Annotated in this window: 32 protein-coding genes; 12 read left to right on the top strand and 20 right to left on the bottom strand. The window is 64.0% G+C overall.

Translation table 11 applies throughout. From position 1 onward, the window contains the following. From VF769_RS11695 to VF769_RS11675, 5 genes are all read left to right on the top strand, one after another. Nucleotides 1-225, top strand: a 225-nt coding sequence (locus tag VF769_RS11695) for an acetyl-CoA carboxylase biotin carboxyl carrier protein (protein WP_331008590.1), incomplete at its 5' end; no start/stop codon positions are given. Nucleotides 226-378: 153 nt separating this feature from the next. Continuing rightward, nucleotides 379-1734 (top strand): acetyl-CoA carboxylase biotin carboxylase subunit, encoded by a 1356-nt coding sequence (accC, locus tag VF769_RS11690; RefSeq protein ID WP_331008589.1) that lies wholly within the window; start codon nt 379-381, stop codon nt 1732-1734. A 2-nt stretch (nt 1735-1736) separates the two neighbouring features. Next, nucleotides 1737-2216, top strand: a complete 480-nt coding sequence (locus tag VF769_RS11685) for a hypothetical protein (RefSeq protein ID WP_331008588.1) — start codon at nt 1737-1739, stop codon at nt 2214-2216. Between the two features lie 173 nt (nt 2217-2389). Next, nucleotides 2390-3037 (top strand): leucyl/phenylalanyl-tRNA--protein transferase, encoded by a 648-nt coding sequence (gene aat, locus VF769_RS11680; protein WP_331008587.1) that lies wholly within the window; start codon nt 2390-2392, stop codon nt 3035-3037. 23 nt (nt 3038-3060) lie between these two features. Then, nucleotides 3061-3615 (top strand): DUF7010 family protein, encoded by a 555-nt coding sequence (locus VF769_RS11675; protein WP_331008586.1) that lies wholly within the window; start codon nt 3061-3063, stop codon nt 3613-3615. On the opposite strand, the gene serS is transcribed toward VF769_RS11675, so the two are convergent. The 9 genes from serS to VF769_RS11630 form a co-directional block, all read right to left on the bottom strand. Beyond that, the gene (gene serS, locus VF769_RS11670; protein WP_331008585.1) at nt 3612-5027 is read right to left on the bottom strand and encodes a serine--tRNA ligase; all 1416 of its coding nucleotides are present in this window, start codon (nt 5025-5027) and stop codon (nt 3612-3614) included. The genes VF769_RS11675 and serS overlap by 4 nt on opposite strands. Before the next feature lie 35 nt (nt 5028-5062). Continuing rightward, nucleotides 5063-5890: a twin-arginine translocase subunit TatC gene (tatC, locus tag VF769_RS11665; RefSeq protein WP_331008584.1), complete on the bottom strand. Its 828-nt coding sequence runs from the start codon at nt 5888-5890 to the stop codon at nt 5063-5065. Continuing rightward, nucleotides 5887-6354, bottom strand: a complete 468-nt coding sequence (gene tatB / locus VF769_RS11660; RefSeq protein ID WP_331008583.1) for a Sec-independent protein translocase protein TatB — start codon at nt 6352-6354, stop codon at nt 5887-5889. Before tatB ends, tatC begins: the two co-directional genes overlap by 4 nt. Before the next feature lie 21 nt (nt 6355-6375). Continuing rightward, nucleotides 6376-6582, bottom strand: coding sequence for a Sec-independent protein translocase TatA (locus VF769_RS11655; RefSeq protein ID WP_331008582.1), 207 nt, complete (start codon nt 6580-6582; stop codon nt 6376-6378). 45 nt (nt 6583-6627) lie between these two features. Next, the gene (scpB, locus tag VF769_RS11650) at nt 6628-7359 is read right to left on the bottom strand and encodes an SMC-Scp complex subunit ScpB (protein ID WP_331008581.1); all 732 of its coding nucleotides are present in this window, start codon (nt 7357-7359) and stop codon (nt 6628-6630) included. Next, on the bottom strand, nt 7349-8173 hold the full coding sequence (locus tag VF769_RS11645; RefSeq protein WP_331008580.1) for a ScpA family protein: 825 nt from the start codon (nt 8171-8173) through the stop codon (nt 7349-7351). The genes scpB and VF769_RS11645 overlap by 11 nt, the downstream gene beginning before the upstream one ends. Before the next feature lie 22 nt (nt 8174-8195). Continuing rightward, on the bottom strand, nt 8196-9209 hold the full coding sequence (nagZ, locus tag VF769_RS11640; RefSeq protein ID WP_331008579.1) for a beta-N-acetylhexosaminidase: 1014 nt from the start codon (nt 9207-9209) through the stop codon (nt 8196-8198). A 10-nt stretch (nt 9210-9219) separates the two neighbouring features. Continuing rightward, nucleotides 9220-9834 carry an SPOR domain-containing protein gene (locus VF769_RS11635; RefSeq protein WP_331008578.1) on the bottom strand — a complete coding sequence of 205 codons (615 nt, stop codon included), beginning with the start codon at nt 9832-9834 and terminating at the stop codon, nt 9220-9222. A gap of 247 nt (nt 9835-10081) precedes the next feature. After that, nucleotides 10082-11254, bottom strand: coding sequence for a deoxyguanosinetriphosphate triphosphohydrolase (locus tag VF769_RS11630; RefSeq protein WP_349258134.1), 1173 nt, complete (start codon nt 11252-11254; stop codon nt 10082-10084). A gap of 155 nt (nt 11255-11409) precedes the next feature. Between VF769_RS11630 and erpA the strand changes: the two genes are divergently transcribed. From erpA to VF769_RS11615, 3 genes are read left to right on the top strand one after another with little or no spacing between them, the layout of a single operon-like run. After that, a complete protein-coding gene (gene erpA / locus VF769_RS11625) occupies nt 11410-11736 on the top strand; it encodes an iron-sulfur cluster insertion protein ErpA (RefSeq protein ID WP_331008576.1) in 327 nt (108 codons plus the stop codon). A gap of 2 nt (nt 11737-11738) precedes the next feature. Beyond that, nucleotides 11739-12371, top strand: a complete 633-nt coding sequence (locus tag VF769_RS11620) for a hypothetical protein (RefSeq protein WP_331008575.1) — start codon at nt 11739-11741, stop codon at nt 12369-12371. Then, on the top strand, nt 12368-13027 hold the full coding sequence (locus VF769_RS11615) for a nitroreductase (RefSeq protein WP_331008574.1): 660 nt from the start codon (nt 12368-12370) through the stop codon (nt 13025-13027). The genes VF769_RS11620 and VF769_RS11615 overlap by 4 nt, the downstream gene beginning before the upstream one ends. A gap of 4 nt (nt 13028-13031) precedes the next feature. Here VF769_RS11615 and VF769_RS11610 read toward each other — a convergent pair whose 3' ends face one another. Continuing rightward, on the bottom strand, nt 13032-13373 hold the full coding sequence (locus VF769_RS11610; RefSeq protein WP_331008573.1) for a hypothetical protein: 342 nt from the start codon (nt 13371-13373) through the stop codon (nt 13032-13034). After that, nucleotides 13370-13699, bottom strand: coding sequence for a hypothetical protein (locus VF769_RS11605; protein WP_331008572.1), 330 nt, complete (start codon nt 13697-13699; stop codon nt 13370-13372). The genes VF769_RS11610 and VF769_RS11605 overlap by 4 nt, the downstream gene beginning before the upstream one ends. Nucleotides 13700-13791: 92 nt before the next feature. Between VF769_RS11605 and VF769_RS11600 the strand changes: the two genes are divergently transcribed. Both VF769_RS11600 and VF769_RS11595 read left to right on the top strand, forming a co-directional pair. Beyond that, entirely contained in the window at nt 13792-13944 is a 153-nt protein-coding gene (locus VF769_RS11600; protein ID WP_331008571.1) for a hypothetical protein, read from the top strand. A 39-nt stretch (nt 13945-13983) separates the two neighbouring features. Beyond that, on the top strand, nt 13984-14760 hold the full coding sequence (locus VF769_RS11595; RefSeq protein ID WP_349258133.1) for an exodeoxyribonuclease III: 777 nt from the start codon (nt 13984-13986) through the stop codon (nt 14758-14760). On the opposite strand, the gene VF769_RS11590 is transcribed toward VF769_RS11595, so the two are convergent. Beyond that, the gene (locus tag VF769_RS11590; protein WP_331008569.1) at nt 14757-15071 is read right to left on the bottom strand and encodes a helix-turn-helix domain-containing protein; all 315 of its coding nucleotides are present in this window, start codon (nt 15069-15071) and stop codon (nt 14757-14759) included. The two genes, VF769_RS11595 and VF769_RS11590, sit on opposite strands and share 4 nt — an antisense overlap. Nucleotides 15072-15139: 68 nt before the next feature. Between VF769_RS11590 and VF769_RS11585 the strand changes: the two genes are divergently transcribed. Continuing rightward, nucleotides 15140-15682, top strand: a complete 543-nt coding sequence (locus VF769_RS11585) for a carboxymuconolactone decarboxylase family protein (RefSeq protein WP_331008568.1) — start codon at nt 15140-15142, stop codon at nt 15680-15682. Nucleotides 15683-15720: 38 nt separating this feature from the next. After that, nucleotides 15721-16113, top strand: coding sequence for a DUF4112 domain-containing protein (locus VF769_RS11580; RefSeq protein WP_331008567.1), 393 nt, complete (start codon nt 15721-15723; stop codon nt 16111-16113). Here VF769_RS11580 and VF769_RS11575 read toward each other — a convergent pair. From VF769_RS11575 to VF769_RS11540, 8 genes are all read right to left on the bottom strand, one after another. Beyond that, nucleotides 16110-16280, bottom strand: a complete 171-nt coding sequence (locus tag VF769_RS11575; RefSeq protein WP_331008566.1) for a DNA gyrase inhibitor YacG — start codon at nt 16278-16280, stop codon at nt 16110-16112. The genes VF769_RS11580 and VF769_RS11575 overlap by 4 nt on opposite strands. Continuing rightward, entirely contained in the window at nt 16277-17359 is a 1083-nt protein-coding gene (locus VF769_RS11570; protein WP_331008565.1) for a ribonuclease E/G, read from the bottom strand. Before VF769_RS11570 ends, VF769_RS11575 begins: the two co-directional genes overlap by 4 nt. Next, on the bottom strand, nt 17356-17952 hold the full coding sequence (locus tag VF769_RS11565; RefSeq protein WP_331008564.1) for a Maf family protein: 597 nt from the start codon (nt 17950-17952) through the stop codon (nt 17356-17358). The genes VF769_RS11570 and VF769_RS11565 overlap by 4 nt, the downstream gene beginning before the upstream one ends. Further along, nucleotides 17949-18821: an SDR family oxidoreductase gene (locus tag VF769_RS11560; protein WP_331008563.1), complete on the bottom strand. Its 873-nt coding sequence runs from the start codon at nt 18819-18821 to the stop codon at nt 17949-17951. Before VF769_RS11560 ends, VF769_RS11565 begins: the two co-directional genes overlap by 4 nt. Then, a complete protein-coding gene (gene infA, locus VF769_RS11555) occupies nt 18818-19036 on the bottom strand; it encodes a translation initiation factor IF-1 (RefSeq protein ID WP_135210512.1) in 219 nt (72 codons plus the stop codon). The genes VF769_RS11560 and infA overlap by 4 nt, the downstream gene beginning before the upstream one ends. 60 nt (nt 19037-19096) lie before the next feature. Then, nucleotides 19097-19555 carry a protein-tyrosine-phosphatase gene (locus tag VF769_RS11550; protein WP_331008562.1) on the bottom strand — a complete coding sequence of 153 codons (459 nt, stop codon included), beginning with the start codon at nt 19553-19555 and terminating at the stop codon, nt 19097-19099. Beyond that, nucleotides 19542-20015 carry a UPF0262 family protein gene (locus VF769_RS11545; protein WP_331008561.1) on the bottom strand — a complete coding sequence of 158 codons (474 nt, stop codon included), beginning with the start codon at nt 20013-20015 and terminating at the stop codon, nt 19542-19544. The genes VF769_RS11550 and VF769_RS11545 overlap by 14 nt, the downstream gene beginning before the upstream one ends. A gap of 6 nt (nt 20016-20021) precedes the next feature. Further along, on the bottom strand, nt 20022-20406 hold a 385-nt coding region (locus VF769_RS11540; RefSeq protein WP_331008560.1), incomplete at its 5' end, for a DUF2948 family protein.

Genomic DNA, 20406 nt, shown 5'->3' with positions numbered 1-20406 from the left:
GTGCCCTCGCCGATGGTCGGCACCGCCTACCTCTCGCCGGAGCCCGGCGCTGCCACGTTCGTCAAAGTTGGCGATAGCGTCACCGCTGGTCAGACCTTGATGGTCGTCGAGGCGATGAAGACCTTCAATCCGATCCCGGCGCCGCGCGCGGGCAAGGTGGTCGCGATTCTCGTCGCCGACTCCCAGCCCGTCGAATACGGCGAGCCGCTGGTGATTTTGGAATGAGCGCGGCGCCGCGTAACTGCTCACCCGCTTGCGGGGGAGCTGTCAGCGCGCGTAGCGCGATGACTGAGGGGGGGCGGCGCCATGCTGGCCGGACTTTCCCCCTCCCCCTCGCTTCGCTCGGGACCTCCCCCGTGAACGGGGGAGGAGTTTTCCATGTTTGAAAAAGTCCTCATCGCGAACCGCGGCGAAATTGCTCTGCGCGTCCATCGCGCGTGCAAAGAGATGGGCATCGCCACGGTCGCGGTGCACTCCACCGCCGACGCGGACGCCATGCACGTGCGCCTCGCCGATGAGAGCGTGTGCATCGGCCCGCCGCCCGCCGGCAAATCGTATCTGCACATTCCGAGCATCATCGCCGCCGCCGAAATCACTGGCGCGCAAGCGATCCATCCGGGCTACGGCTTTCTTTCCGAGAACGCCAAGTTCGCCGAGATCGTCACCCAGCACGGCATGACCTTCATCGGCCCGACGGCCGAACACATCCGTCTGATGGGCGACAAGATCGCCGCCAAGCAAGCCGCGATCGACACCGGCATGCCCGTGGTGCCCGGCTCTGATGGCGGCATCGCCACCGAAGAAGACGCCAAGAAGTGGGGCAAAAAGATCGGCTATCCGGTGCTGATCAAGGCCGCTGCGGGCGGCGGCGGGCGCGGCATGAAGGTCGCGCGCACAGCTGACGACGTCGTTGAAGCCTTCTCCACCGCACGCGCCGAGGCCAAAGCCGCGTTCGGCAATGACGAAGTCTATATGGAGAAATATCTCACCAAGCCGCGCCACATCGAAATTCAAGTCGTCGCCGACAGCCACGGCAACGTCATCCATCTGGGTGAGCGCGATTGCTCGCTGCAACGCCGCCACCAGAAAGTGCTCGAAGAAGCGCCGTCTCCCGCCCTGAACGCGGACGAACGCGCGCGCATCGGCAAGATCACGGCGGATGCGATCGAGAAGCTCGGCTATCTCGGCGTCGGCACCGTGGAGTATCTCTACGAAGACGGCGAATTCTATTTCATCGAAATGAACACGCGCCTGCAGGTTGAGCATCCGGTCACCGAGATGATCACCGGCATCGATCTCGTGCGCGAACAGATCCGCATCGCCGACGGCGCGCCGCTTTCGGTGAAGCAGAAGGACGTGAAGTTCAACGGCCACGCCATCGAGTGCCGCGTCAACGCAGAGAACCCACGCACCTTTGCGCCATCGCCTGGCAAGATCACCGGCTATCACCCGCCGGGTGGCTTGGGCGTGCGGCTCGATAGCGCGATCTATGCCGGCTATTCGATCCCGCCGAATTATGACTCGCTCATCGGCAAGCTGATCGTCCACGGCCGCGATCGCTCCGAGTGCCTGATGCGCTTGAAGCGCGCGTTGAACGAGATGGTGATCACCGGCGTCGACACCACGCTGCCGCTCTTCCGCGACCTCGTGAACGAGCCCGACGTGATCAATGGCGAATATTCGATCCACTGGCTCGAACAGAATCTGAAAGCGAAGACCGAAGCCGGAGTCTGATCATGCGGGCGTTGCTTGTTGCGTTTTGCCTGGGGCTCGCCGCCTGCTCCGAGCGCGAACAGCCACAACCGCCCACTACCGGCGCGTACGAACAAACCGCCAGCTACGCGCTTGCCTGCGCCACCACCGACGAGCGTTGCATGGCGCGCTCCGCGCTGAATGACGCAATCGGGCGGGCGCTGAACCAGCCCGTAAACATGAACTTGGAAACGTTCGAAAGGAGCGGCGACTTCGCGTGGGTCGTTGCGCACCCACGTTTGGGCGATGGGACGGCCGTCGATTGGACGATCACGCCCTACGCTGCGCAGGCGCGCGAGGGCGCGCTCGACGCTGACGGCGTGACGTACGCGCTCCTTATCAAACGAGAAAACAACCGTTGGAGTGTGCTCGAGTTCGCAATCGGCCCAACCGACGTGGCTTGGCTTGACTGGCCCGAGCGGCACGGTGCGCCGCCTGAATTGATGGGCCTGCCGCCCACCTAGCGGTTAATGGGCGCCGCGCTTGCAGATCGGCCCTCAAATCTTAAGGGCTGATTATCCATGGCACAGAACAACGCCGCCTTGTGGGCGCTTTTGATCGCGCTCGCCTTCCTGGCGCTCGCACTCGCGGCTTAATCCCGTTTCCAGGCGCGCCGGGGTTTGGCATCCTGGCGCGCGTGAAACCATTCACCACCGACGATCTGCTGGCGTGCTATCGGCGCGGCGTCTTTCCGATGGCGGAAAGCCGCGACGACGACGGCTTTTTCATCGTCGACCCCGAATGGCGCTGCATCTTTCCGTTAGACAACTTCCACGTGCCGCGCCGCCTCGCGCGCACGCTGCGCGGCGACCATTTCCGCTTCAGCATCGACCGTGACTTCGCCGCCGTGATCGACGGCTGCGCGGCCCCCGGCCCCGATCGTGAAGACACTTGGATCAACCCGGACATCCGCGCGCTCTATCTCGACCTCCACCGCAAGGGCGTGGCCCACAGCGTAGAGGCGCGCATCGAGGGCGAATTGGTCGGCGGGCTCTATGGCGTGGCGATCGGCGGGGCGTTCTTTGGCGAGAGCATGTTCTCGCGCGCCACGGACGCCAGCAAAGCTGCCTTGGTCCACCTCGCCGCGAGGCTGCGCTTTGGCGGCTTCAAATTGCTCGACGCCCAATTCATCACGCCGCATCTGGCGCAATTCGGCGCGCAGACATTGCCGCGCAGGATCTTTCAGGGATTGCTCAGCGTGGCGCTGGAGACGAAGGCGGATTTTCGCGCATTACCCGAGGACACATCCGGCGCAACGCTGGTCTCTATCCTCACAGCACGCTAGCGTCACCGCTTGAGGGGGACGCCATGAACGATCTGCGGGCAGCACAAGCCGACATGCGGCGCGGCTATTTGAGCGGCGCGGGCGGAATTCTAGCGTCGTCGTTGGCTTGGGCCGCCGCCGCCGCCACAGCCCTCTTGGTTTCCCCAGAGCAATCGGTTTGGGTGCTTTTCATCGGCGGCATGCTGATCCATCCGGTCGGGATCGTGATCTGCAAGCTGTTCGGCGCAAGCGGCGGACATGACAAAGCAAACCCGCTTGGCGGATTGGCCGCAGCGACAACCTTCTGGCTGATCTTCAGCCTGCCGCTGGTTTACGTGGCGCATCTCCAACGCATGGACTGGTTCTTCCCAGCCATGCTGCTGGTCATCGGCGGGCGCTATCTCACCTTCGCGGCCATCTACGGCATGCGCTTCTATTGGGCGCTTGGGCTCACACTGGCCGGCGCTGCGATGGCGCTCATCTTCCTCAAGGCGAACGCGCAAGTGGGCGCGATCGCAGGCAGCGCCATTGAGCTTGCCTTTGCGATCGCCGCCTTCGTGCTGCACGCGCGCTGGCGAAAAGCGCAGACGGCAACCTAACGGGAAATCCGCTCCAGCCCGCCCATGTACGGCACCAGCGCTTTCGGCACGGTGATCGAGCCGTCGGCGTTCTGGTAATTCTCCAGCACCGCCACAAGCGTACGCCCCACGGCCAGGCCTGAGCCGTTCAGCGTGTGCACGAATTCCGTGCGGCCTTCCTTGTTGCGGAAGCGCGCATTCATGCGGCGGGCTTGGAAGTCGCCGCAATTCGAGCACGAGCTGATCTCGCGATACTTGCCCTGGCTCGGCAGCCAGACTTCGAGATCGTAGGTCTTCTTCGCGCTGAACCCCATGTCGCCCGAGCACAGCAGCATCGTGCGGAACGGCAGCTCGAGCGCCTTCAGGATGTCCTCCGCGCAGCGCACCATGTGCTCGTGCTCGTCATGGCTCTGCTCCGGCGTCGCGATCGTCACGAGTTCGACTTTGCGGAATTGGTGCATGCGGATCATGCCGCGCGTATCGCGCCCGGCCGCCCCCGCTTCGGCGCGGAAGCACGGCGTGTCCGCCGTCATGCGCGTGGGCAGCGCGTCTTCAGCGAGGATTTGTTCACGCACCAGATTGGTCAGCGCGACTTCCGAGGTTGGGATCAGCCAGAAATCCTCGCGCGTCGGCGCGACTTCCAGCAGCTCCTTCATCACCTCCGTGGGCTTGGCTTGGCCGCCACGCTTGGCGAATTCCTCGTCGAAGCGATCGAGCGCTTCGAACAACAATTCCTCGCGGCTCACCGTGCGCGCCGCTGTGAATTGATCGTCGACAAATTTCGGCAATTGACCGGTGCCGAACATCACGTGGTCTTTCACCAGCAGCGGCGGCGCCACTTCGGTAAAGCCATTCTGCGTCGAGTGCTTGTCGAGCATGAACGCCGCCAGCGCGCGTTCAAGCCGCGCGAGTTGGCCTTTCAGCGCCACGAAGCGCGCGCCCGAGAGACGCGCAGCCGCTTCGAAATCCATCATGCCGAGGTTCTCGCCCAGCGTGACGTGATCGGCGGTGAGATCGAGGGCCGGCGGCTCCGCGCCATCCGTCTTGTACCAACGACGCACTTCGACATTGCCGTGCTCGTCGGCGCCATCCGGCACTTGGGGGTCTGGCAGGTTCGGCAGCGAGGCCAAGAGATCGTCGCGCTGCTTCGAGAGCTTGGCCTCTTCCGCGCTGGTTTCCTCGATGCGCTGCTTCAGCGCCGCGACTTGCGTCATCAGCCGCTCGGCTTCCGCCTCGTTCTTTTGCGCCTTGGCCTGACCAATCGCCTTGGACGACGCGTTGCGTTGCGCTTCCGCCTCCTGCTTGGCCGTGGAGGCCGTGCGCAGCCTGGCGTCGATGTCGATGATCTTCTGCGCTTGTGGCGCGAGGCCCCGACGCGCCCAGGCGGCGTCGTAAAGAGCGGCGTTTTCGCGAATGGCTCGAATATCGTGCATAGTGCGGTTCGCTTAGCCGAACCGCGACGCGAGCGCTACGGGGCCGGCGGCGCAACCGCCATGCCGGCCTCTTCCTTCGCGCGGGTCCGCTCCATGGCGGCGACGATCCAGATCGAGATTTCGTAGAGCAGGTACACCGGCACGGCCATGACGAACATCGAGATGACGTCGTTAGGGGTAACCAGGGCCGAGAAGGCGGCGATGCCGACAATGGCGTAGCGGCGGCCCTGCTGCAGCAGCCTGGTCGACACGATGCCAACCTTGCCCAGCAGCGACAGCACGACCGGCAACTGGAACATGAGCCCGAACGCCAGCACCAGCGTGGTGACCAGGCCCATATATTCCTCGACCTTTGGCAGATACGTCACCCGCACCGGGCCGTCGGTCACTTCCTGCGTCAGCGCGAAATTCAGCGCGAACGGCATGGCGACGTAAAACACGAACGCAGCGCCCAGCGTGAACATGACGGGCGCTGCGATCATGAACGGCGCAACGGCCATGCGCTCGCGCTTGTAGAGGCCCGGAGCAATGAAGGCATAGACCTGCCAAGCGACGATTGGGAAGGCGAGCACGATGCCGCCGAACAGCGCGATCTGCATCTTCACCGAGAAGAAGCCGAACGCGCCGGTATTGATCAGTTCGATCGCCTCGCCGGCGCGTTCCGGGTGCGCCACCGCCATCGCCGTTTGGAACGGCTGCGCGAGGAACATGAAAAGCGGATCGACGAAGATGAAACAGACAATGAAGCCGACAACGACGGCGGCGATCGAGCGTACCAGCCGATCACGCAGCTCCATCAAATGATCCATCAAAGGCGCGCGGGACGCCTCGATTTCATCGTCGTCAGGAGCGGCGGCGGTCACGGCGCACTCCGCGCGATTGGCGCTGGCTCGATTTCCTCGGCGATTGGCGCAGGCGCTTCGTCGCTCGCGTTATTCGCTGCCTCCGGCGCGGCGGCGCTATCGATAGGCGCAGCGCTCGGCCCGCGCCCCGGCGACGCCGGCGTTGTCGGCGCTTCGAGTTGCTTCGGCCGCGACGAGACGCCAGCGTAGTCTTCCAGCGTCGGCAATGGCTTGGTCAGTTCGCGATTGATCTCTTGCAGCGAGGTGGTGCGGCGCAGCGCATCGACTTCGCGCTTCAGTTCATCCAGCTCGGCCTGGCGGGCCAATTCATCGAAGCCGGTGCGAAATTCCTGCGCCATGCCCCGCAACTTCGCGGTCCAGCGGCCGATCTTGCGGAACAGCAACGGCAAATCCTTCGGACCCACGACCACAAGGGCGAGGATGCCGAGAATAATGATCTCGTTGAAGCCGAGGCTCGGAAGCATGGACCCGCTATCCCGCTGCGCTTATTGCGCGCGGTCGGAATTCTGGTCGCGGACTTGGGCCGGCGGCGCTTCCGGGTTCGTCGGCGTTTGCTCGGGCTCAGTCAGGCCCTTGCGGAAGCCTTTGATGCCCTTGCCCAGATCTTCCATCAGACCCGAGATGCGGCCCGGACGGCTGAACAGCAGGAACGCCAACCCCAGCACGATCAGGAGCGGAATCAGCCCTGGCATATGCATTTGAATTCACTCCAATTCAGCGGGCGGGCGCGACGGCGCTTATTCGCCCTCTTCCATATGATCCACGAAAAAGCTTGCCGCGTCCTCACCTTCCGACAGCGGCTCTTCGTCCGGGGCGATTTCGTCGCTCGGACGCGGCACGTCAATGATCGACGCGGCCCGCGGATCAAGCAGACCGAGACTTTTGAGATCGTCCTTGCCCGGTAGAGCGTCAAGGGAAGCTAGGCCGAAATGACCGAGGAATGCGTCCGTCGTCCCAAAGGTCAGCGGCCGGCCGGGGGTGCGACGGCGGCCGCGGGGTCGAATCCAGCCGATTTCCAGGAGCAATTCCATGGAACCGCGCGACAGGCTCACGCCTCGAATTTCCTCGATTTCCGCCCGCGTCACCGGCTGGTGGTATGCAATAACCGCCAACGTCTCCATGGCCGCCTTGGGCAGCCGTTTAGGGGCTTCGCGGGTTTCGGTGAAGAGACCCGCCAGATCGGGCGCGGATTGGAACCGCCAGCCGGCCCCGGTCTCTACCAGCTGCACGCCGCGCTCGGCGTAATCGGCCTTCAGCTTCATCAGCACGGCGGCGACATCGACCGCCGGTCCAAGCCTTTCGCCCAATTCCTTGGCCGGGATCGGCTCGCCGCCGGCGAACAGCAGCGCCTCGGCGGCGCGCATAGCGTCTCGCGATGGTTCCGCACGCAGGCGCTCGCCGCCCTCAACGAAGGCGTCCTCGATCCGGCGCATCGCGTCGGCGAGCGGGGGATCGGTCTCAGCGCTCACGGCCGTCTTCCTGCACCGGCTTGGCGCGCACGAACAGCGGCGCGAACGCTTCCGCTTGTCGCAGCTCCATACGGCCCTCGCGGGCGAATTCGAGCGCCGCACCGAAGGTGGAGGCGATATAGCTCTCGCGCGGCGGCGCGTCGGGGCTGCTCTCCTCGCCCGCCGGCGTCACCGCTTCAATCGCCGTCCATTGCTCAAGCTTCACCAAAGCCTGCTCAAGCTTCTTGCGCGCCGTTTCCAGCGGATAGGCGCGGCGAACAAAGGTTTTGAACGCGCGCTTGCGCACGCTCTTAGAACGCTCGGCGCAATAGGCGTTGAGCAGCTCATACAAATCCGCGCGCCACGTCGTCGTCTTGGTCAGCACCGTGGTTTGCGGCTGGCCGTTCAAGAACACGTCGCGACCGAGCTGCGGCAGATCTTCAAGTTTCTTGGCCGCCATGCGCGCGGCAGCGAGGTTCATCAGCTTCTGCCGCAGCGCCTCTTCCATCTGCTGCGGATCGGGTTCGTCGGCCGGCAATTGCGGCTTCGGGATCAGCAGGCGCGATTTGAGCAACGCCAGCCACGCCGCCATCACCAGATAATCGCCGGCGATTTCCATGTTGTGGGCGCGCGCTTCGGCGATGAAGGCGAGATATTGATCGGCGATCTCGGCGATCGAGACTTTCGCGATGTCGACCTTCTTGGCGCGCGCGAGTTCCAACAGCGCATGCAACGGCCCCTCGAATGCATCAAGCGCGACCACGAGCGCTTCGCGCCCCTCCGCCTCTTCGGCGGCGGCGAGATCGAACTCGAGTTGGTCTTCGTCGTTGCTCATAAAGGGGAACCGCTGGCGCGGCCTAATTGCTCACAAGCTGCTTGTAGCGCGCCCAGCCGGCCTCGGCATCGAATTCGTCAGCGGGGCGTTTGCCGAAGGCCTCCACCGCCCGCGCCCGCACCAGCGAGAGCCCGTCAAGTGTGCGGCAGCCGGACGCGGTTTCCTGCATTTCCTTCAACACGCCGGAGCATTGCAGCACGACGTCGCAGCCCGCGCCCAAAGCCGCCTCGGCGCGTTCCTTTAGTCCGCCATTCAGCGCGTATTGAAGCGCCTTCATGTCGAGATCGTCGCTCATGAGCAGACCTTGGAAGCCGATGAGACCACGGATGATGGTGTCGATCACGGTCGGCGAACAGGTGGCTGGGCGATCCGCGTCCCAGGCATCGAACACGATATGCGCCGTCATGGCCGCTTCGGCGTCGGCAAGGGCAGCGAACGGGGCCACGTCACTGGCCAATTCCGCTTCGCTCGCGGAGACCCGCGGCAGCGCCAAGTGAGAATCCGCCGTCGCGCGACCATGTCCGGGCATGTGCTTGATGCAGCCGGCAACGCCGCCTGCGTGCAAGCCTTCCAACGCCGCGCGCGCCAGGGTCGCGACATTTTTCGGATCAGCGGAGAAGGCGCGATCGCCAACGATCTTGTCGCTGCCTTCGACCGGCACATCCAGAACGGGCGCGAAATCGGCGTCGACGCCCATGCTCTTCAACTCGCGCGCCATCAGGCGATGCCCAAGCCGGGTCGCTTCAAGCCCCGCGCTCGCATCGCGTTCAAACAGCTCGCCATAGCGCGCGGCCGGCGGCCATGTCGGCCATTCCGGCGGCTTCAGGCGTGCGACGCGGCCGCCTTCCTGATCGATCCAGACCAAAGCATCATGCCCTGCCGCTTCACGTAGGTCCGCGCACAGCACGCGCACTTGCTCACGGCTCACGCAGGCTTCCCGAAACAGGATGAAGCTCCACGGCCGCGCCTCGCGAAAAAACGCGCGCGTGTCCGCGTCGAGCTTAGGTTGGCGCAGACCAAGGGAGCACGCGAGCATGGACACGCTTTTAGCGGGTCGTCACGATGCAGTCCTGGCCCATTTGCCGGATGCGCTCGCAGAAACGGGACGCATTGGCGCGGTCGGCGAAATAGCCGGCGCGAATGCGGTGATAGACGCCGCGTTGCCCCAAGTCCGCCCGCTCCACGTCGAGCCGCGCGGAGGCAAACAATTGCGGCGCGCGCGACGCCAGCCGCGCCCAAGCTTGTTGCACCGCTTCTTCGGATTGCAGCGCGGCCAATTGCGCCACGTACGGGCCATTGGACACGAACGTCGGATCGGCCGCCAATTGCGGAGCGCCGCTTGGCGCCGCCTCCTCAGCGGGCGCGGCCACCTGTTCGGGGCCAGCGCGCGGCGTGGCTTCCGCCGTCTCGGTGCGGCCTTCGAGCGTATCGTTGAACGCGCCTTGTTCCACGCGATCCGGCGCATTCGCGGCTTCGGGCGGCGGCTGAATTTTGTAAGGCCCGCTCGGCGCGGAAATGCGCGGCACTTCCGGCTCGCTGTAGAGCTGCCAAAGAAAGCCGCCAAACGCGAGCGCGACGACGAGCATCAGAATATAGACCATGCCCGCGTGACGCGAATGGTCATCATAGGCGTGTCCGCGGGGGTCGTAACGAGAGTTCAAGGCCAAGCTCCGGAATCAGCGCGAGATTACCACGCCCCTACCTTCACCTGCGCTTAACGTGGCGCATTGCAGCCCTGCGGAATCCATAATTCCGCATGTGTTACGATTCTCTTCCCGCGAACTGCTCCCCCGTTCACGGGGGAGCTGTCGCGTAAGCGACTGAGGGGGCGAACGCGCGCCAACGGCTGACGGACTTGCCCCCTCCGGCTCGCTCCGCTCGCCACCTCCCCCGCACGCGGGTGAGGAATTAGCGTTCGAGACGGAACAGGCGCTTGTGTTCGTCGATCGCGAAGTCGTCGGTCATGCCGGCGATGTAGTCGCAGACGCGGCGCGCGGTGCGTGGACCGCGCGGGCCATCGCCGCCTTGCTGCCAGTCGGGCGGCAGAAGTTCCGGCTCGGCGATGAACAGATCGAACAGCTCTTTCAGGATGCGCTTGGCGTGGCTGCGCGAGCGATTGACCTTCCAATGCCGATACATGCGCGCCATCAGGAAACGCCGCAGCACCGCCTGGTTTTCGTTCATCTCGTCCGAGAACCCCACGAGCGGCTTGCCCGCCGCACGCACCTCTTCCACCGATTGCGGGTTGGCGGCGGCGATGCGATTGCCGGATTCCCAAACCAAATCGTCGATCCACACGCCGATCAGACGGCGGATGGTCTCGGCGCCGAGGCGATCATTGTCCAAACCCGGATGATCGCGTTCGACCGTCACCAGCACACGCTCAAACATCGGCACTTCGCGGCGTAGCTCTTCGATCGTGAAGAGCCCGGCGTGCAAACCGTCATCGATGTCATGATTGTTGTAAGCGATGTCGTCCGCGTGCGCGGCGACTTGCGCTTCAAGGCTTGGCCATGAATCGAGTTCAAGATCGTGCGTCGCGACATATTCTTGGATCGCGATCGGCAGATCCTTCAGCGTCGCGCCGTAACGGATGAGCGGCCCATTGTGTTTGACGACGCCTTCCAGCGTCTCCCAAGTCAGATTCAAGCCGTCGAAATTCGGATACTTGCGCTCAAGCTTAGTCAGCACGCGCAGCGTCTGCGCGTTGTGGTCGAAGCCTTGGTAATGCTCCATGCAGGCGTCGAGCACGTCCTCGCCCGTGTGCCCGAATGGCGGGTGACCAAGGTCGTGGGCGATGCCAAGGCACTCAGCCAAATCGTCATCCAGCCCCATCTGCCGCGCCACGGCGCGGGCGATCTGGGCCACTTCCAGCGAGTGCGTCAGCCGGGTGCGGTAATGGTCGCCCTCATGGGCCACAAACACCTGGGTCTTGCCCCGGAGCCGCCGGAAGGCGCTGGCGTGGACGATGCGGTCCCGATCGCGCTCGAATGGCGTCCGGGTGCGGCTTTCGGGTTCCGGGTGCAGCCGGCCTCGGGATTTGGCTGGGTCGGTCGCGTAAATCGCCCGACCGGGACGCACGTAAGCCTCCCCTGCCGGCTTGGCCGGTTTCGCCTTCTTGGCTGCAGCTGTTGGTTTCTGCCCGTCGGCCACGTGCCGGCTTCTCCTCTTGGCTCGGATGAGACCATATATGGGGCCGAGCAACTTGAGAAAGCGTCTCAGGAGATCGTTAACGCATGTCCAGTGTGGGCCTTACCGCCGCCGCCGCCGAGCGGATCAAAGCCGTGGTCGCCGCGGAGCCGGCGGGCGCTGGCCTGCGTGTGGCGGTCGAGGGCGGCGGCTGCTCGGGCTTCCAATATGAAATCGCCGTCGACAAGGCAGCCAAGGCCGACGACCTCATCATTGAGCGCGACGGCGCCAAGCTCTTCGTCGATCCTGTGTCGCTGCCCTTTCTGCTCGGCTCGGAAGTGGATTGGGTCGATGAGCTGATCGGCGCGGCGTTCAAAGTGAAGAACCCAAACGCCAAGACCAGCTGCGGCTGCGGCGTCAGCTTCTCGGTCTGACCATGTTCGGCCTCGGCGCTACAAAACTCGACCGGGGCCTCGACGCGTTCGAAAGACGCGAATGGAAACGCGCACGGCGCCTGCTCGAAGACGCGATGATCGACGAGGAGAGCGCGGCCGGCTTCTATCATCTGGGCGTGCTCTATTGGCGCGGGCTGGGCGGCGATGTCGACAAGCGCGCCTCCGCCGATTGTTTCGCGCGCGCCGCCGCAACCGGACACGCGGCCGCACAGACGGCCTATGGCATTGCGCTACGCTCCGGCGTTGGCGTCGAAAAGGACGATGAAGCGGCGCGCGCAAATTTCCGCGCCGCAGCCGGCGCCGGCGATTGCGAAGGCATGGTCCAACTCGCGACCATGTGCCCGCCCGACGAACATCGCCGCTGGCTCTTGCGCGCCTCCGAACTCGGCTACGCGCCGGCCATGCGCCACCTCTCCGATGCGCTGATGCGCCACGACCCGATCGAGGCGCTGTCGTGGCTTTACGCTGCGGTGGCCTTGTCGGCTGACGAAGCCGCGCGCAAGCGCGCAGGGGCGCTGGCGCGCGAGATGTCCGCTGCGGAAATTGACGCCGCCCAGAAAGCCGGTCGACAATACGCTAAAGACATCCAGCAGCGGGCGCGGGAAAGACGATGAATGTTGACGAAGCACTAAAAGCACGTGTCTCGATCCGCGCATTCAAGCCAGATTCCGTTTCCGAAGCGCAGGTGCGCGACATTCTCGATGTGGCGCGCTACGCGCCGTCGGGCGGCAATCTCCAACCTTGGAAAGTGATCGCGGTCGCGGGCGACGCGCGCCAAGAGGTGCTCGACATCGCCAAGGCGAACCTGCCTGGGCACATCGGTGAGCGCTTCATCTATCCGGCCGATCTTTGGGAGCCCTATCGCTCACGCCGCTTCAAGGTCGGCGAGGACATGTACGCGCTGCTCGGCGTGCCGCGCGACGACAAGATGGGCCGCCTCCAACAATTCGCCCGCAATTACGAGTTCTTCGGCGCCCCCGTCGGCCTCTTCATAATCATCGATGAGCGCATGGGCTACGGCCAATGGGCGCATCTGGGCATGTTCATGCAATCGATCGCGCTGGCCGCTGTCGAACGCGGCTTAGCGACATGCATGCAAGAAGCTTGGGCTACTTTACGCGCGCCGCTCAAAGCGCATTTCGGTTTGGAAGAACAAGAAATGATCTATTGCGCCATCGCCCTCGGCCATCCCGACATGAACGCACCCATCAACGCCCTCCGCAGCGACCGCGCGCCAGTCGATGAAATCGCGACGTTTAAAGGGTTCTAGCAGGCTACGCTCTGAATAAGGGCGCCAGCACGACCATCGCGCCGAGCGCGACGGGCAAGTACACGATGTGTGCGCCGGCCCACACAAGTCGCACCCCTTCGTTGAGTTCGGAGTTCAACCAGCCGGCCGCAGGCCCAATTACGGCGATGATTGGATACATCAACACCAAGAAGACCGTCAGGTAATAGAGAAGCGACGCGTTCTGAGCGGGCGCCATATCCAAAAGTGCGCCTACCAAGAAGCTTCCGAGCCAAAAGCTTGGGAGCGCGAAAACCGTCAACACCACGAGCACAAACACAGGCGCGCCGTTCTTGAAGCCGAGCGGACCACTACCACCCTCAATCATTCGGCGCTCCGCGTATTGCCGAGGATGCCGTCCTCAGCGAAATCCACGATCGCGAACACGAGGCCCATGATCAGCAGCCACGCGATCGGCGCGATCAGCATGGGCATGGCCAGATGGTGGCCTTCGCTATAGGCGCGCCACGCCGCGCTCGCGCCGACGAAGGCCACGATCGGATAAATCCAGCAGAGCAACTCCGCGATCAGCAGCGCCAGCGGCGAGCGCCAGCGCTGCCGCTCCTCCGGCGTCAGCAGCCGGACGGCGAGGCCCAGACTCGCCGCGCCCACAACGACATGGAACAGGGTGAAGGCCCAAAGGATTACGATCATGCCGCCCTTTTAGCATGGCGGTCGCCAAAAGGCTTTCCCTCGGAGCCAAAGAGGCGGAAAATATCAAGAGCGGGGGCTTGAGGAGTACAGCCATGAGCGCTCGCAAAGTCGGCGAACACGTCGAAATTCCACAGGACGAAGCCCGCGCCGGCGAAACCGGCCACCATGTCCGTTACATTCTGGCCGCCGGTGTGGCTCTTGTCGTTTTGGGCTTTGGCGCGCTCGCCCTGGGCTGGTTCGGTTGAGCTTGAGCCCGCGCGCGGGCATAAGCCTCGCGCATGGCACTGAAAATCGCGACCTGGAACGTCAACTCGATCCTCGCCCGCCTGCCGACGGCGATGAAGGTGTTCGAGGAAGTGAACGCCGACGTCTGGTGCTTGCAGGAAATCAAGTGCGAGGACCCGCGCTTCCCGCGCTTCGAACTGGAAGCGATGGGCTTCAACATCGAGACGTTCGGGCAAAAGAGCTATAACGGCGTCGCCATTCTCTCCAAGCACCGCATCGAAGAATTCATTCGCGGCGTGCCGGGTCTAAACCACGACCAAGCCCGCTACATCGAAGCCGTGATCGCAGCCCCCGATGGCCCGGTGCGCGTCGCATCAATTTACGCGCCTAATGGAAACCCTATCGGAACCGAGAAATTCACGCTCAAGCTTGAGTTCATGGCGGCGCTGCAAGCGCATGCGCGCGACCTCCTGAAAAGCGAAGAGCGCTTCGTGCTTGCCGGCGATTACAACGTCATTCCGCGCGACGTCGATTGCTGGGATCCGTCGGTCTGGACGGGCGATGCGCTGTTCCAACCCGAAACCCGCGCCGCCTACCGCGCACTGCAAAATCTCGGACTCACCGACGCGTTCATGGCTGTCGACGGCGGCGCCCACCGCTACACGTTTTGGGACTATCAAGCCGGCGCCTGGCAGAAGGACCATGGCATCCGCATCGACCATTTTCTGCTCTCGCCGCAGGCCGCCGACCGGCTCACCGGCGTCGAGATTTTCAAGAGGGCCCGTGGTCTGGAGAAAGCCAGCGACCACGTGCCGGTAATCGCCGCCTTCGATTAACGCGCAGCCCAACGTTCGGACCAGGCATGCAACCGCATCAGCTCCGCCGTGAGTTGCTTGCCCCAAGGCGTGTAGCCGTATCCCCCCTCCGTCAGTTCGACCAAGTCCATCTCGCGCAGTGTCTTGAGCCTTTGGTTCAATAGCGTCGGCGAGACATCGTCGCAGCGCTCGCGCAGCCCGCGGAAGGTCACGGCCCCCTCGCGCAACTCCCAGAGAATGCGCATCGTCCAACGCTGCCCGAGCAGGTCGAACAGCACCATGATCGGCCGCCCGGTGCTCGATCCACGCACACGCGTTTTCGCCTTCGCCATGGTCGCTCCTTGACGCTACCGGTTTTGTAGCATATTGCTACCCTTTATGTAGCATAGAGATCATCACCATGCACGTCCTCGCACCGCTTAAACCGCCATATTCTCGTGAAGCCGCCGAAATCTTGAGCGGCTATCCGCGGCAAGAGGGCTATCTCCTGACTCTTTTCCGCACCTTCGCCAACAGCACGCGCTTTCTCCGTAAGGGCGTCGTCAATCTGCTAGATAAGGAAAGCCCGCTGCCATTGCGGCAACGCGAGATCGTGATCCTTCGCACCACCGCCAAGCGCGATTGTGAATATGAATGGGGCGTGCATGTTGCGATCTTCGCGAGAGCCGCGGGCCTTACGGCGGACCAGATCGCCGCAACTCGGCTTGGCTCCGCCGACGCGCCATGCTGGCCAAGCAATGAAGGCCTCCTCATTGCGGTCGTCGACGAGCTTTGCACCGACGCCCGCATCGCCGACGCGACGCTGGCAAAGGTCCAAGCCACATGGACGCGCGAGCAACAATTGGAAATCTTGGCGCTAGTGGGGAACTATCACACCGTCAGCTTTGTTGCGAACACGGCGCGGCTTGCGCCTGAAGGCTTCGCCGCCCGCTTTCCGATCTAGAGGCGGAACCTGGCGCCCCGCTCAGCGGTTGCACGCGCATGACCACGCAATCAGTCTTTGAGCCCTTGGTCGCGCGTCTGCGTGCGCGTGATATCGCCGACACGTCCGACATCCGCCAACTGGCTGAATGGCTGGACTCGCGGTTTGAAATTCCGGGCACAAGACTCAGGTTCGGCTTCGACTCGATCATCGGCCTGATCCCCGGCATCGGCGATCTCGCGACGACGTTCCTCGGTGCCTACATCGTCCTCCGCGCCCGCGAACTCGGCGCGCCTCCGCTCATGCAAGCGCGCATGGTGCTAAATCTCGCGATTGATGCGCTCGTCGGCGCCATCCCGCTCCTTGGCGACATTTTCGACTTGGCGTTCAAATCGCACGTGCGCAATGTGCGTATGTTGCTGCGCCATCTGGACGAACAGCGCAGCGCTTAGCGCTCCGGCGGCGGCATCTCGTCCTCGCCCGGGTCGTCTTCCTCAGCCGCCGGGATCGCGTATCCGCCGCTCAGCCAACGGTTCAAATCGACGTCGGCGCAGCGCTTCGAGCAGAACGGCCGGTATTTTGGGTCCTGCGGCTTGCCGCAAATCGCGCACTTGCTCATAGCGCCCTCGCATCGATGCGCTCGCGCGGCGCGGGCGTTGAATCAATCGTCCAGCGCATGCCGATGCGGCCCGACAACTCGGTGCGCCAATCGATCTCACCGGCATCGAGCCAAGCTTTCACTTCTGGCGAGACGGTGCACGCGATCTGCCGTCCGCCTTGCACGCGCGCTTCGCGTTCGATCGCACGCAGCGCCATCAGCGCCACCGTTTCAACGCTCAAACGCCCATCTGGATCGCGCATCTGCTCATGCAGCGGCGTCCGTAATTGCGCGCGCGCCAGATCGAACACGCCAAACCGCGACAGCGCGCCGAATTGCACGCTCCAAGGATCGCCCGAGAACGCCGCGCGCACCGCCTCTTCCAATTGCTTATTGTGCGCTTTTGCCCGCAACGACACGAAATCAATCGCGATTACGCCGCCCAGCCCACGCAGCCTGATCTGCCGCGCGGCCTCATGCGCCGCGGCGATATTGAGATCGAGCGCGAACTTCTCAGGATCGCCGGAGCCCGCACGACCGCCGGCGTCCACATCAATCGCCACCAAAGCGGCGGTTGGCTCGATCGTCAGCACACCGCCGCCGGGGATCGGCGCGATCCGCGCCAACGCATCTTCGATCACCGCATCCAGCTTGCCACGCATCACCGGATCGGCGGGCTTGGCTAACACCAGCTCTTCATCCGCATCGTGGCGTCCGAGCAAATGCGGCGTGTCACCGTCGTGACCGACCTCCTGCAGATCAACGACCGGATTCTTGCTCCGCGCCGCCTCGCGCGAAACAGAAACAACCACGCCCTGTCCCTCGCGCAAAGCCACGCGCTCGCGCCGCATCCGCACTTTGCCGTCTTCGCCCAGCGGCAAGAAGCCAAACTGGTCGCGCAGCCCCAAATCCAAAAACGCGCCGCGCCGTCGCCGATCGATCTCCCGCACCCGCGCGCAATAGAGTTCGCCCCAACGCGCGCGGCGGCCTTCGTCGGTCTTGCGCGCGATACGCAGCGCAATCGGCTTGCCGTCGCGCACCAGGGCTTCGCGCGTTTCGCCGATCGCGGCGTCGATCCAAGTCTCAAGCGGCTCGCTCATCGCGCGCCCTCAAGCAACAGCGCGGTTTCGTAGAGCGGCAGGCCGACAACGGACGAATACGAGCCAATGATCGAAATGATGTAACGCGCCGCCAAGCCCTGCACGGCGTAACCGCCCGCCTTGCCGCGCCATTCGTCGCTGGCGATGTAGGAGTCGATCTCTTCGGCGGTAAGGCGTTTGAAAGCGACGCGGGTCTCCACCAATCGCGTCGCTATCTTCGGTCCATCGGCATCTTGCCGGCTTCGGTTTGCCGGCTGGAAGCCGGCGCTCCGAAGAGCCACACCTGTATAGACTCTGTGCGACCGCCCGGAGAGCAGCGCTAAGCACGCGCGCGCTTCGGCTTCCGTCTCGGCCTTCGGCAAAACCCGTCGCCCAACGGCGACAACTGTATCCGCCGCCAACACCAGCGCATCTTCCGCACGCGCGGCTTCAGCCTTGGACCGCGCGAGGCGCAGCGCGAGCAGACGGGGCGTCTCGCCCTCAAGCGGCGTTTCATCAATATCGGTTGAGATCACATCGTCCGGCGTGACGCCGATCTGCGCCAGCAGCGCCAGCCGGCGCGGACTCGCGCTGGCGAGCACAAGGCGCGTCATGTGCGCTTCGTCAGACCCAGGCGCTTGGCGATGATGTTGTCCACCATGCGCGGCGGCAGCAAACGCGGCAGCGTCGCATCCATGAACGGCTTGCGCAGGATCGCGTAGCGCACCTTCGGCTTCGGATCGCTGAGACAATGCCAGATCAGATCGCCCACGTCCGCCGGCGGCAAACCTTGCTTGCCTTGCGCAAGCATGTAATCGGCGACGCGTTCCACGGCCGGGGCGTAATCCGTGTTCGAGAAGCGCTTCAGATCTTCGCTTTCGGCCTTGTCCCAGATCGGCGTCGCAATGGCGCCCGGGCCGATGACGATGACGTCGATGCCGTAGAGCATCAACTCGCGGCGCAGCGACTGCGAATAGCCTTCAAGCGCAAACTTGGAAGCGGAATACGGGCCGACAAACGGCGAGCCGTTCCGCCCGCCGACGGACGAGATCATGACGATGCGGCCCGGCTTGCCGACGCGCTCCTTGTCCGCGCCCAGCAGATCGGCGAAAGCGCGCGTCACATTGTGCACGCCGAAAAGATTGATCTCGAACTGCCGGCGCAGCGCGTCTGTGTCGAGGTGTAGCAACGGCCCCGGCACGGCGATGCCGGCATTGTTCACCAAGCCATAAAGCCGCTTATCGCCAAGCGCCGCCGCGACTTGCGCGGCGCCGGCGCGCACGGCAGCCTCATCGGCCACGTCAAACAAAAGCGGCGTGACGGCCGCGCCAAACTCGCTGCGCAAGGATTCAGCGTCGGCTTCCTTGCGTACGCTCGCGAAAACATGCGCGCCTTCGCGCACGGCTTTCGCGACCGCCGCCCGGCCGATGCCGGTGGAGGCCCCAGTGACGACGATGGCGCGATCGAGCGAGTTCTGTGTCATTTGAACCTGTACGTGATGCGCCCCTTGGTCAGATCATAGGGCGTCATTTCGACAAGCACTTTGTCGCCGGCCAGCACGCGGATGCGGTTCTTGCGCATCTTGCCGGCGGTGTGGGCGATGATCTCGTGATCATTCTCAAGCTTCACCAGGAACGTCGCGTTGGGCAGCAGCTCAACCACGGTTCCCGCGAATTCCAATAATTCTTCCTTTGCCATTCTCTCTCCTGGGGCCCTTGCTGAATCGGGCCGGGCGCGCCGCCTTATAGGCGCTCGATGTTAGCCCGTCGACGGGCGGACGAACCGTGCCGCAATACGCTTATCAAGCGTGTCCCGCACCGCCCGGTACTCCATAAGCACTTGATCTCGCGATCCTTCCGCCAGGGATGGATCGAAGGTCGGCCAATATTCGGCGGCCAGCCCGAGCGCCGGGATCATATCCAACGCCCGGTGATGGGCCTCGGGGCTCAACGTAATGATCAGGTCAAATGGCCCCTCTTCGGCCTCCTCGAAAGCCTCAAGCCCCTTTGGCCGCAGCTTGGAGATGTCCCCGCCGCGTTCGTCCACGACGGACGCCGCCATCGCCGACACCTCCTCATGCGGCCGCACGCCCGCGCTATCGACCCGCACCAAGGGCCCAAAACGCAGCCGCATGAGTTCCGCCGCCATGGGCGAACGGATCGCGTTGTGGGTGCACATGAACAGCACCGACCCCGGCAGGGTCTCAGGCCCGGACATGCAGCGCGCAAACCAGCGTGAAGAGCCGTCGCCCGGTTTCCAGATCGATCTCGATCTTGCCCGCGAGCGCTTCCATGAGCGCCTCGCCAGCCTCGTTGTGCAGCCCGCGCCGGCCCATATCGATGGCCTCGATCTGGCTGGGCGCGGCCGTGCGGATCGCGTTGTTATAGCTGTCGCAGATCATCAGATAATCTTTGACCAGCTTGCGCATCACCTGCATCGGCAAATGGTGCAGCAGGACGCGTTCTCCCGCTTCGTCGCTGACGTCAAACGCGAGCCGCCCGTCCGATTGTCCGAGCATCAACAAGTACGGCCCACGGTCCTCGCCGGCGACCGCGAACGAATTGCTTTCTTTTAGGTCAAATAGCGCAATGCGCCGCTCGTGCTCGGCATTGGGACTAGCGGGCGCAAGCGAGGCTTCGTCCAAGACCACATCGGCGAGGCGGTTGCGCTCACTCATCTGCGTTCAGGCGCGTTCGTGATCGGGCCGGCGCGGCGTGGGCCAGACCGGACCAATATCCACCAGCACGGCGTCCAGACACTCGACTTGGACGGCGATCTCGCCGCCGCCAGCCAATAGGATGCGCACCGTGCCGGAAGGCGGCTCGGAATCGGCCTCAAAAGTCACCGACAGCACCGACGCCAATGCGTCGGAAATGTCCTGGCGCACGCGCTTGCTCTTCACGCCCATGACGCCGTCAAACGACAGCGCCGCGCGCACGCGCTCATACGGCCCGCGCTCGCCCGCGCTCTCCCAGCGAAAACGATTGATCATCGCCGTGAAACGGCGGGCCTTCTTGTCGACGCTGATCTCGCCGACGCGCACCAGCGCGTCTTGCACCGCCGCCCCG

Source organism: Vitreimonas sp., assembly GCF_036392335.1.
GTDB lineage: Bacteria > Pseudomonadota > Alphaproteobacteria > Caulobacterales > Aquidulcibacteraceae > Vitreimonas.
This window is presented reverse-complemented; position numbering and strand designations above follow the sequence as displayed.